This window comes from Megasphaera sp. AM44-1BH (assembly GCF_003467125.1).
Lineage (GTDB): Bacteria > Bacillota > Negativicutes > Veillonellales > Megasphaeraceae > Megasphaera.
Window position 1 is genome coordinate 1 of the sequence record NZ_QSFA01000018.1, and the last position, 12,756, is coordinate 12,756.

Genomic DNA, 12,756 nt, shown 5'->3' on the forward strand with positions numbered 1-12,756 from the left:
GGACTAGGGGTGACCACACCACAAAATCTGGACTAATACCTTTTTATGTTATAGAAAGAAGATTAATCAGAAATTCAGATGATGGAAGGGCCGTTCATCGTAGGTCGTTCGTCGAAGATCGTGTTGTATGCGATATAGTTGAACTGTCAACTATATCGGTAGAGGGCAGGATTGCGGTGTTTTGGTGGGGAGGAAGAGAGGAGTATTCTTTTGAATCCGGATGTGATATACTCCCATCTTTGACACTTTTAAAATAAAAAAATGCTCGCAAAGTCTGCTGTAATAGGCTTCGTGAGCATTTTTTGTTTGGTTTTCATACGTGCTATATTTTTCTCATTCCTGTTTTATGGTTTTTGAGTTCTTTATGATGGCTCGCATCGTTGCTTTGGTCATGAATTCATAGTCTGTCCGGAATCTGGCTAATTCATGCAGGTCATCGGTAAGCTGTGCCCGTTTATATGAGGGGACATAACCATTTATGGTAGATAGTTTCGTCACCTTTTTCTGTCAATAAATATAGATCAATTATACTATCTCTCTTTCATGGATACCAGGGTAGAAGACGATACAGGCGGGTTTTGTGGTACTTTTTATCCAGAAAAGATAATATTCTTTTTCGAAAGTACATATCATAAATAATATGTGTTGGCAAGCTAAGCTGTATGCCTAAAACGTACGAATTACCGGTTTGTCCTCTTTGGGAGAATTTCATAGCGAATAGATAAAGTTTAATGTAATAAGTAATATGGACTTTTAACTTATTAATTTTATTAGAATATCCTTTCCTACAATATTGCATAAAAATTAAATGAGCAAAAATGCGTCTTAGTAATAAATAAGCACGGAACGAAACGGTGTAGTAAATAATTCAATGATATATGTGCTTTTACAATGGACAATTTGCGTAAAATCCGTTTTATGCAAAAATAATAAAAACATGAAAGATTATGAAAAAATATTAGTTTAAAAATTTAAATATATAATAATTCACTTTACAATTTATTGATATTGACGTATAATCAAGTCATGAAGAACGTAATATCATAGAAGCAATGATTTTATATTCTAGCTAGAACGAAAATAAATGAAGATACCGAATGATACATGTACACGTGTACGGAATATAATAATATCAATATGATATTATAAAGAATAAAGGGTGAATAATTTAGAATTACGTTCAAAATATGGAATTTATATTGCTGTATAGTAATGAAACGGATTGATTATTATTAGTATTATATACGAATGGAGTGAATGAATATGAAACAAGACAATCTGATGGATTTGTATCGTGATGACATTATCCGGCTGCGCAGGGAATTTCATCAGCATCCGGAACTCAGTTTTGAAGAAACGGAGACGACCCGTCGGATAGCGGAAACATTGGACGGATGGGGTATCCCGTATGAGATCAACCCGGCAAAGAATACCGGTCTTGTTGCGAAGATATCCGGTACGCAGCCTGGTAAAGCCGTAGCCTTGCGGGCCGATATCGATGCGCTGCCGGTAGAAGAAAAAACGGGCCTTCCCTTTGCTTCGGATGTACCTGGACGGATGCATGCCTGCGGTCATGATAATCATATTTCCATGCTCCTCGGTGCGGCCCGGATGCTCATGGATATGCGGGATCAGATACGGGGCGATGTATACCTGGTCTTCCAGCCAGGTGAAGAAACGGGAGAAGGAGCCAATTACATGAAGCAGTTTGGCAACTGGTTTTCTGAAATAGGGGCTATTTTTGGCGCTCACATCTGGTCCAGCGTCCCTGCCGGTAAAATCGCTATCCGTACGGGTCCGTTCATGGCAGCGACGGATAAATTCACCATCCGGATCCATGGAGTCCAGTCTCATGGTTCCCAGCCCTGGTCCGGTGTCGATGCTGTCGTCGTCGGTTCGGCTATCGTCATGAATCTCCAGTCCATTGTATCCCGCCAGCTCTATGCCATTGATCCCGTCGTCGTGACGGTCGGCAAATTCCAGGGTGGCGACCGCTGGAATATCGTGAGCGGCGAAGCCGTACTGGAAGGGACGACACGGTATTTCCGCCGCGAAATCGGGCCGGAACTGAAAGAACGAATGGAACGGATTGTAAAAGAAACAGCGAAGGCCTATGGTGCTTCTGCAGAACTGGAGTATCAGTTCCTCATCCTGCCTACCATCAATGACGATGCCTGTACCGATATTGCCCGTCAGGCCGTGACGGAAGTTCTGGGCGCCGATGCCATCCACGAAAGTGATCTGATCATGGGTGGCGAAGACTTCTCTTTCTACCAGGAAGATAAGCCAGGGTGCTTCCTCTTCGTCGGCACGTATAATCCGGCTTGTAACGCGACTTATCCGAATCACAGCAATTATTTTACCTCGGATGAATCGGTTCTTGCCGGCGGGTCACGGGTCTATGCCCAGATGGCCATCGACTGGCTGAAACAGAATAGTTAATACAAAATCATGGATATAAAAGGCTGTCACGGTGGGGATCGTCTGGCAGCTGCATACAAGAAAGGGTGATTGTATGTATAACTTTGCATTAGCTTTTACTATCTGCGCTATATTCTATATTGCCGGTGAATGGGTAGACAAACTTACTCATGCCTGGGTACCATCTGTCTTTGTTACGGCTATCTTAATGCTGCTGGGCTACTGGTTTGTCCTGCCGTACAATCTGATTACCGATAGTGTTCTGCTGCCGTTTGGTGCTACATTGGGCCTGTTTCTGTTGCTGGTCCATATGGGGACCGTGCTCAGCCTGAAACAGCTCATGATGCAATGGCGGACCATTGTTATCTGCCTGGCTGGTCTGGTCGGGATGTGTACAGCCTGCTGGTTCCTGTGCCCCCTGTTCATGGACCGGACCCTCATGATTACCGGACTTCCGGCTCTGACCGGCGGGATTGTCGCGGCTACAATCATGCAGCAGGCCGCTGCCAAGGCCGGGCTCGTGACGGCTGCCGTCTTCGCCATTACTATCTATTGTGTACAAGGCTTTGCCGGCTATCCGCTGACGGCTGTATGCCTTAAAACGTACGGAAAACAACAGCTGAAATTGTTCCGGGCAGGGAAAATCACTATGAGTGAAGCTGATAAACACGCTGTAGAAAATGCCAATGCCGCCGTAGGCGTCAGTCACGCTAAAACGATTCTGCCACAGCTGCCGGCCCAGTTCGATACGACGGTCGTAAAATTGGGCAAACTGGGCTTTGTCGCATGGCTGGCGACACTGGCTGGTTCGGCAACGGGAATTTCCGGTGCTATCTGGGCCCTCGTATTTGGTGTTATTTTCTGTACCATCGGGTTCCTGGACCGCGATGCGTTGAATAAGGCCAATTCCTATGGTATTTGTATGTTTGCACTGATGATGTTCATATTTGATGGCCTGAAAGACTGCACGCAGGAAATGCTGCTGTCCATCATTGGACCGATGTTTATCCTGATTATCATCGGTGTCGTCGGTATGGCGATCATTGCCTTTATTGCCGCCCGTATTCTTCATATTTCGTTCTACCTGGCTTTCGCCAATGGCCTTACAGCCCTGTATGGCTTCCCGCCCAATATCATCATTACGGAATCGACCTGTGATTCTCTGGCAACGTCTCCTGAAGAAAAGGAATTCCTCATGAGCCGTATGTTCCCGTCCATGCTGGTCGGTGGGTTTGTCACTGTTACCATTACGTCGGTCGTATTAGCTGGTACCTTTGCTTCCTTCTTATAAAAGAATACGTCGTCCCTGACGACTTGTTCATAAAGCAAAAAGAGCGGACCTGTCCTATGCATTCCGTCTGCAAGACGGTTACATAGAAACGGGTCCGCTCCTTTTTAGTATCTTGATTATAATCTAACTACGGGAAGAAGGGATGAGATGGGTTCTGGCGGTGTCTCGAGGCTTTCCAGTCAGCCCTGGCAGCGATATGCTGGCCCAGTGACTGCTCGATGGCGGCCTTCAGGATATACCAGCTCTGGGGGATGCTCTGATTGTGGGCTGTCAAAAGGTCGATGCTTTTGCTGGCACTGGACAGGGCCTGTACCGTATTTCCCAGTTTCCATTGAATCCATGCTTCCTGCTGATAGGTACTGCCAACGAACCGGCAGTACCTGTTTTTTTCTTCTACAGGCAGGGCGTTACGGGCAGCGCGGCATTCATCCAGGGCTTCGTTGTATGCACCGGCCTGGGTCAGAAGCCGGGCGTAGTCCAGGTGACCCCGGGCGGGATTTTTATCGCGGGACAGATAGTCCCGGTAATAGGCAAGGCCAGTATCTTTCTGATTCAACGAAATATAATTGCGGCTGATGATGTAACTGAGTGTCCGGTCTTTTTTCCATTCCGGGTGGGCGTCAACCACTATCTGCATATGATGGACGGCTTTGTCATTCTGGCCCGTCATGTATTCATACATCATAGCAAGGCTGTTCAGGGGAATATCGCAGGGATTTTTTTCGAGGCCCTGCAGGACGTTGATATACCCTGTCCCGGGATTTCCATCCATCAGATAATAGAGACTGCGGATGCCATAGGGGATGGGACTGTCCGGTGCATGAACGGTCAGCTGGTCCAGATGATTTTCTGCCCCTGCCGTATCACCATAGTACCAGAAAAGGCTGGCGAGAGACAAATCCTGCCAGGCTGGTTCAGGGAAGGACTGATTCAGTTCTTTCGGATAGAGGAGTGACAAGAGCAGTGTCTGTGACGCCAGGGGAGAGAAGGAATCGTCCGACCGGAGCTCCCGGTCACGAGTATGCTGTTCTTTGACGATATCATCGAGCCGTTTCTGCCTTTGGACGGCATCGGGAGGAACCGGCGCTGTTATCGTGTCGTGAAAGGCCTTCTGCACATCTATTTCAGGCAGGTCTTTGTGCAGCCGGTAGCGTACGTGTCCGTCCGGATCGATTAGTACCAACCGTGGTGTAGAGCGGGTATACAGGCTGTGTTTTCCCACGATAATGGGGAAGGGGAATGCTTCTTCTTTCAGCCAGTTCTCTACTTTGTCATTCCGGCCGGTCTGGACGACAAAGAAATTTACCTGGCCCCTGTATGCAGCATAGGTCTTTTTTGCGAGTTCCCCATAAGCTGTATTGGTAGAACTGGCAACGGAAGAGATGATAAACAGAGCTGCCGGCCTGTTTCCTGCCGTCAGGATAACTGAGCGTCCCGAATTTTTATCCATAAATCCAGTAACGGGAACGGCTGTGCCTGCCGGTGCTTCGGTGACAGAGCCTTTTGCCGGACTGGCCTGTGCAGACAGATCCGTTTTTTTCTGTTCCGTCAGAGATGAGACATTCCCTGTCTGCATGAGTTTCGGTCCGGACAGTGTTGCCGGGGGTGTCGCCACGACCGGTACATCTGTGGCTCCGGCGGTATATCCCGTCAGGGAAAGCCCGGTCATGATCAGCATGATGTGTCGCTGCCATCGGTTCATGATTTGATACCTCCTGTCTGAAAAAGAATAGGTTAATTCTATTTTCGCATACTCCTGCCCAAAGCGTCAAATAATTAAGAAAAATGGCTTGCACCATAGTGGTTCTGCTATCATGGTGCAAGCCATTTCGTTTATGGGAGTTACCGGCTGAAAAACACGGTCATCAGCCGTTGAAGTGCTTCCTGATCCGATGCTCCCATGGTTTCCCGGGCAGAGTGCATTGCCAGGAGTGGCAGCCCTACGTCCATGGTGCGCATGGGCATGTTGGCGGACAGGAGGGAACCCAGTGTGGAGCCTCCCCGCATGTCCGAGCGGTTCAGGAAAAATTGATAGGGGATGTCATGGCTTTCGCAGAGACTGCGGGCGATGGCAATCGCTTCGGCGTCACCGGCATAGGTCTGGCTGCAGGCTGTTTTCAGAACCAGACCTCCGTTGAGGACAGGAATGTTGGTGGGGTCGTTCTTGCCGGGATTGAGATTTCACCTGTTTAAGAGATTTAATAACTGTTATATTTTGTTATTAAATTCTCTGTAAACCCTTGAAAACACTGGATTTGTAGCAGGTGAACTTTCCCTTATTGTTTCCCTTGTGTTATATCATCCCTTCAGTGTTTATGAACTCTGATAAGGGCAAATACAAGGGCAAGAAAAATCTATAAAACAGTATAACACAAAATAAAACTGACATGGTGAACTGATTGAAATGCTTCTGATTTTTGTAATTGATGATTGATAAGGAGATAAGATACGATGAGAACAATATTTGCAGAATACAATCCACAGTGTAACAGTATTGATGTTTATACCAATGCAGGCTATATGCTTCGCATTGACTGTTGGGAAGTAGAAAAGAATTTAAAGACTACACCTGGATCAGAATGTGCTTTGACATCTCTTGCAATTGATGAACCATTAGAATATGCAAGTTATATTTTGATGGAAATTTGCAGATGTGGGTAGATGCAGAAGATTCCTTAGCATTATAATTATGTTAAAACTGGCGGTTATGATTATATATCTTATCATAACCGTATAAAACAATACATATTAGATAAATAAGAATTACTCTCATTATCTAATTTATACTCGGTCATTTTCATCTATTTTTCGGATTACCTTGCATGGATTACCGGCTGCAATAACACCTGCTGGAACGCTTTTTGTCACAACACTACCAGCCCCAATAATTGATCCTTCACCTATTGTTACCCCTGCTAACACTTTTACATCTGCACCAAACCATACTTTATTTTCAATATGAACAGGTTTGCAAATACAGATTCCTTTTGCCCGTTCATCCGGAACAATTGCATGATTTACAGTATAAATACCTGCATTTGGTCCAATTCTCACATCATCTCCAATAATGACTTCTGCATTATCCATGATGATACTGTTAAAGTTGATGAATACATTATTGCCTATCGTTATGTTATGACCATACTCGCAGTGGAAATTAGGCATAATTCTTACATTTTCACCTACATGTTTTAATAACTGCGATAGCAACAGTGACAACTTTTCTGTATCGTCATAGGAAGTTCTGTTGTATTCGTCAGACAGCTTTGCTGCTTCATAATACATTTTGGTCATTGCTTCATCAAATATATGTGGTAAACCAAGTTGTGATTTTTCATATTCTGTCATTATCTTCATCATTTTCTTTATTAGCTTTTAACATTTCATTCTTCGATTATGTATTCTGCAGTGACATTAGACAGCATATTTTTGTTCTGATTTGTTTCTTCTGTGTATACAACTTCTACATCCAACAATGAATTTTCGGAAGCTCCCATATCAACATTTCCCTGGTAATGTACTATACTCGACCAGTATGAGGTTCCCTCGATATGAAAAGTATATGTTCCATTAGCAACTTCATTTCCATATACTGGTTAGATGCCTGCGTATTTGAATGTGCAAAATCCATACTAATTTTCAATTTTCCATTTACAGAAGTATCTTCTTGCTGTGACTCAGTCTCAGTTTTCGCTGTTGGCATATCTTGCGTACTATCTGTGGTTACAATATCTTCGGTGATATCATCTGTCTCTTTTACTACATTTTGACGTTTACTGATTCCATTTATGGGCAGATTTATGATTCTTTAAGCCTCTATCACTCACAATTATAAGCAACACAATTATTATTGATATTGCAGCAGTTCTTTTCTTCATAGCGATACACTTCCGAATCTGTCCTTCTTATAAGATATCGTTCTCAATATCCTTAATTTTCTTTGCTGGCACACCACCGATCACACAGTTGTCAGGGACATCTTTGGTAACAACAGCACCGGCTGCAATGACTACATTATTACCGATGGTTACTCCCGGCAGAATAGTTACATTTCCACCAATCCAGACATCATTACCAATCGTAACCGGTTTTCCAATGCCAAGATGTTCTCTGCGACCTTTCGGAGTTATCGGATGATTGACTGTGGTAATCATCGTATTTGGTCCAATCATCACATAATCGCCTATATGAACCGGCATAATATCAAGAATTGTCACATTGTAGTTTGCCAGAAACTGGTCTCCGACATGGATATTTTTCCCGCTATCACACATAAATCCGGGACATAAGCACACATCCCGTCCTACGGAGCCAAAGTATTTTCCAATCAATACTGCCTGTTCTTCCTCTGTGGCATCCGCATCCTGCATCCGGCGAAGCTCCCTACAAAATTTGATCGCATTCAATTTTCTTCCTTTTACACTGGCATCCCAAAAATCATAATAAAGTCCTGCATCTAATTTTTCTTCCTCTGTCATGATAAGCCTCCTGATTTTATCGTTTTGTCTTCTATTCTATAAATAATCTAAGTAACCGTCACTACTTTATCTTAATAATGTTAGTGGTGTTTTCTAATATTTAGTTGTATAATTCAATAATATGAACTGTTCAAAGGAGTATGTCTATGCGAAATAAATATATTGATCTTGCTATTAATAAACTGGGAATAGCTTTTGATTCTCTTGACCTGACGTTTCATCAGATGGATACCGGTGTAACCGGTGATATAACCTCTTACTGGCCTGGACAGGAAGACGAAGATGTCCTAATATGTGTATTTAAAGGAAAACAGATTTACGAACCATTTCACAGACAGGATTTTTTCTTTATCAATTACGCATACAGAAACAGCTATCAGGCATTATCAGAAAAATATAATAATCTCATCACCATAAATGAAGATGAATGTTATATTGGACAGCCTTACAGCGGCTATGCCTTGCGTGCTGACAGCAGTGAAGATGTAGTAATCATCGGTGTGCTTATCCGCAAAGATTCCTTTTTCCGGGAATATCTACCAACCGTTTATACTGATTCAGACCTGTTTCGTTTCTTTGTCGAGCCACAGACGAATAAATTTTCAGATGAATATATTCATCTGCCTGTTACCAAAGAGCATGCTATCCGTACGCTCTTTGAAATGATGGTAGTAGAATATGCTGACAAAGGTGAAGATACCCAACGCATCTTAAAGTCTATGCTCCAGACGCTGCTGCTTGAAATCGCCCGAAGATATAGAATTGAAAAAAGCGAAAGTGCCACCAAAACACTTGCGGAACAGATTATAGATTATATGGGAGAGCATTCGGATGTGGTTACTCTAAAAGATATTGCTGCACATTTTTCCTATCATCCGAACTATATCTCTGCTCTCCTTCACAAAGAAACCGGTAGAAAATTTACTGAAATTCTGCTTGAAAAGAGAATGGAGCGTGCCGTTCTTCTAATGAAAAATGCTTCCCTGACAATCGAGGAAATCTCTGTACTGCTTGGCTACAGCAATCATAGTAATTTTTATAAAGCTTTTAAAGAGTATTATCAAATGACTCCGAGAGAATACCTAAAACTCTCATGCGACAAATATTAGAAATTGCCACTAAAATGCTTAATATAAGATAGTGACCGTCATACCTCCTGATTATATAATTAAATCAAATTCAGAGGTACATCTGAAAAGTCATAAAACAGGAGGTATAAACCATGTATAATTTTAATTTTTATATGCCTACCAAGGTATTGTTTGGTCCCGGTAAACTAAATGAATTACACAGTGAACAGCTTCCAGGTAAAAAAGCACTGATTGCAATCGGTGGTCAGTCTGTAAAGAAATATGGCTATCTTGAAAGACTCGAAAAAGAATTAGATGCTGCCAACGTTGAACATGTATTATTTGAAGGTATCCGCCCGAATCCTACTGATATCAATGTCATGGATGGAGCTAAAGCAATGAGGGAAAATGGCTGCGACTTTGTAATTGCATTGGGTGGTGGTTCCATTATGGACTGTTCAAAATGCATTGCCCTCATGGCATCCAATAACGGAGATATATGGGACTACTCATTATCAGCAAATGGAGGGAAAAAACAGCCTGAAAATCCGGCACTTCCTATTGTATGCGTTACAACCTCAGCAGGAACTGGAAGTGAAGTTGATATTGCTTCCGTAATTACAAATGATACAACACAGGAAAAAACCGGTATTTTCTTCCCGTCCATGTTCCCAACGCTTTCTATTGTTGACAGTGATCTGATGATGAGTGTTCCTGCAAAACTTACTGCTTATCAAGGTATGGATGCATTTTTCCATGCTTCCGAAACCGTAGTAAACATCAATCACCATCCTATGGCAGAAATGTTTGCGTTAAAGACAATTGAATATGTTGCCAAATATCTTCCTCGTGCAGTAAAAGACGGAAATGATAAGGAAGCACGTGCATATATGGCTCTTGCTAATACTTTTGCCGGTTATTATATGATGTGTACTTCCGCACATACAATGGAACATGTAATGGGAAGCTTTCATGATAAACTTGTTCATGGTGCGGGACTGATTGAAATTGCACATGCTTATTATGACTTCTTTGCCGAAAGAAAGGCATCCGAAGAAAATATGATAAAAATGGCTGCCGCAATGGGCGTTGCAAATCCTGCCAGTGGAAAAGATTTTATTAACGCTTTAGATAGACTGATTTCTGACATCGGATGTGGTGACCTTAAAATGAGTGATGATGGTATTACCAAAGACGAATTAAAGTTATATCCTGCAAAGATTCATGAAGTCTTAGGTGGTGATATTACCGCTGATCCACTGCCATTATCTGATGATGACTATTTAACAATATTTGAAAACGCATGGAGGTAAAATCCCATCTTTGACACTTAAAAAATAGTAAAAGGCTTGAAACCCTAGTAAATACGGGCTTCGAGCCTTTTTGATTGGTGTAAATTTTGAGTACTTTTTTACAGTTTACTGGCCTTTATAATTTTTTTCATTTGAGACGCACTTAAGACTTCGTAATCCGTTCGGAAACCAAATGCTTCATGCAAGGCATCGGTTACATCCGTTCGTGTATAGGTGGGGATATAATCTCCCATAGGGGCTTCTAAAAAGTTTAAGTTCCGGATTCCTGTGATTAATTTCTTTGTAGTAAAAGCATAGTGCGTTTTCTTTTCCAGATATCGATATATCATCAAAGAAAACAAATAAGGAAATGAGCCCGGATACGGTCTTCCCAGGATAAATAAACGGGACGGGCCTTAAATTCTGTTTTCATTCTTTGCCAGGAAGCTGCAAAAATCATGCTCCCTAAAGGCTATGGCAAAATCGTTACGATTGCATCCATGGTTTCCTTCTTCGGAGGACAGACCGTTCCGGCATACTCTGCTGCCAAAGGCGGTATTGCCCAGATGACGAAAGAAATGAGTAATGACTGGATTGGCGGGGGTAGCAATGTCAACTCTTTGGCACCGGGCTATATGGCGACAGAAATGAATGAAGCCCTCCTGGACAAGAGCAATCCCCGCTATGCCCAGATTACGGAACGTATCCCGGTACACCGCTGGGGCGATGGCAACGATATGAAAGGTCCATGCCTGTTCCTGTGCTCCCACGCCAGCGATTATCTCGGCGGTGCCATCATTCCTGTAGATGGCGGCTATCTGGTCAAATAATCAACTATCCGGTACGACCGTTGTAAAAAAATGGCCTGCACCATAGTGGTTCTGCTATCATGGTGCAAGCCATTTCGTTTATGGGAGTTACCGGCTGAAAAACACGGTCATCAGCCGTTGAAGTGCTTCCTGATCCGATGCTCCCATGGTTTCCCGGGCAGAGTGCATTGCCAGGAGTGGCAGCCCTACGTCCATGGTGCGCATGGGCATGTTGGCGGACAGGAGGGAACCCAGTGTGGAGCCTCCCCGCATGTCCGAGCGGTTCAGGAAAAATTGATAGGGGATGTCATGGCTTTCGCAGAGACTGCGGGCGATGGCAATCGCTTCGGCGTCACCGGCATAGGTCTGGCTGCAGGCTGTTTTCAGAACCAGACCTCCGTTGAGGACAGAAATGTTGGTGGGGTCGTTCTTGCCGGGATAGTTCGGATGGAAGGCATGGGCCGCATCGAGAGAGAAGAAATAGCCGCGGCCCATATCGGAAAACAACTCAGATTCTGTATAGCCGAGAGCGGCGTATATCCGCTGCAGGATCTGGGGGCAGATTAGTGATGCGGCCCCTTGTTTGCTGCGGCTGCCGACTTCTTCGTTGTCAAAGAGGGCGATGAGATTCAGTCCGTCTGTGCTGGTGCCGTTCAGGAGCCCCATGAGGCAGGCATAAACCGAGGTCTGATTGTCCAGACGGGAAGAAGAGATAAATTCATTATTCCGTCCTAAGAGACAAGGCGGCTCTGCCGGATAGACCGTCAGTTCATAAGACAGGATGTCTTCTGCCGGCAGAGAAAATTCATCGGCCAGAAATTCCGGGAAAAAGGAATCGTCAGTGGGTGTACTTCCGAACTGTGTAAAGAGGGGGAGCATGTCTTTCTGGGGATTCAGCTTTTCTCCGTCGTTGACAGAAGGGTTCATGTGGATTGCCAGGTGGGGAATCGTAAGAAGAGGGCGCCGGGCATCGACATAGCGGACATCGGGATTATAGGCATCGTCACTGCGGAGCACGATTTTGCCGGCCAGGGACAAGGGACGGTCCAGCCAGGTGTTGCGGATCATGCCGCCATAAAGTTCAACGTTGAGTTTCCCGTAATTTTGCGTATGTATCCCTGCATGGGGCTTGATGCGCAGGCAGGGAAAATCCGTATGGGCAGCAGCGATGTGCAGGTGACTCCGCGGTTTCCTGCCGATGCGGAACGCCAGCAGGGTCGAGCCGAATACGCGGATATAGTATGCCTTTCCCGGCGTCAGCGACCACGGATGAGATAAGGAAAGGGGCGTAAATCCTTTTTCTTCCAGCAGGTCCATGCCGGCCTGGGCGGAGTGAAAAGGGGATACGGCCTTTTCCAGAAAATCGAATAAACCTGTTTGTATTGTGTCCATTTT

At 44.2% G+C, this 12,756-nt stretch carries 8 protein-coding genes and 4 pseudogenes; 7 read left to right on the forward strand and 5 right to left on the reverse strand.

Going from position 1 to position 12,756, the window contains the following annotated elements:
- The 3 genes from DW949_RS13820 to DW949_RS10735 all read left to right on the forward strand — a co-directional run.
- Positions 1-257, forward strand: a 257-nt coding sequence (locus DW949_RS13820) for a hypothetical protein (RefSeq protein ID WP_233539579.1), incomplete at its 5' end; no start/stop codon positions are given.
- A 1,006-nt stretch (positions 258-1,263) separates the two neighbouring features.
- A complete protein-coding gene (locus DW949_RS10730; protein WP_233539580.1) occupies positions 1,264-2,442 on the forward strand; it encodes a M20 family metallopeptidase in 1,179 nt (392 codons plus the stop codon).
- Between the two features lie 73 nt (positions 2,443-2,515).
- Positions 2,516-3,712: a hypothetical protein gene (locus DW949_RS10735; protein ID WP_118023217.1), complete on the forward strand. Its 1,197-nt coding sequence runs from the start codon at positions 2,516-2,518 to the stop codon at positions 3,710-3,712.
- A 127-nt stretch (positions 3,713-3,839) separates the two neighbouring features.
- Here the strand turns inward: DW949_RS10735 and DW949_RS10740 are convergent, their stop codons facing one another.
- Entirely contained in the window at positions 3,840-5,414 is a 1,575-nt protein-coding gene (locus DW949_RS10740) for a hypothetical protein (RefSeq protein WP_118023218.1), read from the reverse strand.
- 140 nt (positions 5,415-5,554) lie between these two features.
- Positions 5,555-5,884 (reverse strand): annotated as a pseudogene (locus tag DW949_RS10745) (M18 family aminopeptidase); the annotation flags it as partial.
- A 279-nt stretch (positions 5,885-6,163) separates the two neighbouring features.
- Here DW949_RS10745 and DW949_RS10750 point away from each other — a divergent pair.
- Positions 6,164-6,399: pseudogene (locus DW949_RS10750) on the forward strand (DUF6061 family protein).
- Positions 6,400-6,493: 94 nt separating this feature from the next.
- Here the strand turns inward: DW949_RS10750 and DW949_RS10755 are convergent.
- The gene (locus DW949_RS10755) at positions 6,494-7,060 is read right to left on the reverse strand and encodes a sugar O-acetyltransferase (RefSeq protein WP_199595875.1); all 567 of its coding nucleotides are present in this window, start codon (positions 7,058-7,060) and stop codon (positions 6,494-6,496) included.
- Between the two features lie 557 nt (positions 7,061-7,617).
- Positions 7,618-7,791: pseudogene (locus DW949_RS13985) on the reverse strand (DapH/DapD/GlmU-related protein); the annotation flags it as partial.
- Positions 7,792-8,336: 545 nt separating this feature from the next.
- On the opposite strand from DW949_RS13985, the gene DW949_RS10765 reads away from it, so the two are divergent.
- The 3 genes and pseudogenes from DW949_RS10765 to DW949_RS10780 all read left to right on the forward strand — a co-directional run.
- The gene (locus DW949_RS10765; RefSeq protein WP_158570674.1) at positions 8,337-9,299 is read left to right on the forward strand and encodes a helix-turn-helix transcriptional regulator; all 963 of its coding nucleotides are present in this window, start codon (positions 8,337-8,339) and stop codon (positions 9,297-9,299) included.
- 113 nt (positions 9,300-9,412) lie between these two features.
- Complete coding sequence (locus DW949_RS10770; protein WP_118023223.1) at positions 9,413-10,573, forward strand: iron-containing alcohol dehydrogenase; 1,161 nt, start codon at positions 9,413-9,415, stop codon at positions 10,571-10,573.
- Between the two features lie 407 nt (positions 10,574-10,980).
- Positions 10,981-11,382 (forward strand): annotated as a pseudogene (locus tag DW949_RS10780) (SDR family oxidoreductase); the annotation flags it as partial.
- Between the two features lie 87 nt (positions 11,383-11,469).
- On the opposite strand, the gene DW949_RS10785 reads toward DW949_RS10780, so the two are convergent.
- Entirely contained in the window at positions 11,470-12,753 is a 1,284-nt protein-coding gene (locus DW949_RS10785; RefSeq protein WP_118023225.1) for a M18 family aminopeptidase, read from the reverse strand.
- Between the last annotated feature and the right edge of the window lie 3 nt (positions 12,754-12,756).